This window comes from Streptomyces sp. SID13726 (genome assembly GCF_010548375.1).
GTDB lineage: Bacteria > Actinomycetota > Actinomycetes > Streptomycetales > Streptomycetaceae > Streptomyces.
Map to the genome: position 1 here is coordinate 1 of NZ_JAAGLY010000099.1, position 721 is coordinate 721.

The window sequence follows — 721 nt, forward strand, 5'->3', positions numbered from 1 at the left end:
CGTACGGGCGAGCAATGGGAACAAGCACTCGGCAGAGACCGAACCCGCCGTCAGACTCTGCAACTACCCCGACGTCTCCTACCAGCCGACCAGCCACCGCGGGCTCGACTTCATGAGGGCGACCGCCACCCGCGAGCAGGTCAGATCCTTCGCCCTTGAGGTCGGCGACACCGTCATGACCAAGGATTCGGAGACCGCCTCAGACATCGGTGTCTCGACCCACGTCGCCGAGACGGTCGACGACCTCGTCTGCGGCTATCACCTAGCCATCCTCCGGCCGGGCCCCGATGTGCACGCCAAGTACCTGACATGGGCGGTGCGCGCAGGGGCGGCGCGCCACCATCTCGCGACGAGCGCAACCGGCATGACCCGTATGGGGCTGACCTACGACGCCATCAACTCCACACCGATCCCCGACATTCCGTTCAGTGATCAGCAGCGGATCGCGGACTTCCTCGACGCCCAGGTCTTGCGTATCGACGCCGCGATCGCTTCCCGTCACAGGCAGCAGGTTCTTGTCGCCGAATCGGAGGCAAGCCGAGCGGCAGGAGCGTTCTCCCGCATCACCGGGCGCATTCGATTGAGCAGGTTGCTCAGAACGTCCGCAGTCGGCGTCGTCGTCAACCCCTCGAGCTACTTCGTCGACGACGGAGTTCCGTTTATCCACGGCTACAACATCCGCGACGGCTGGTTCTATCTTCGCGACCTCAAGCGCATGTCG

Annotated in this window: 1 pseudogene; it reads left to right on the forward strand. The window is 64.4% G+C overall.

Annotation, left to right across the window (positions count from 1 at the left end):
* Positions 1-112 precede the first annotated feature (112 nt).
* Positions 113-721: pseudogene (locus G3I78_RS46550) on the forward strand (hypothetical protein); the annotation flags it as partial.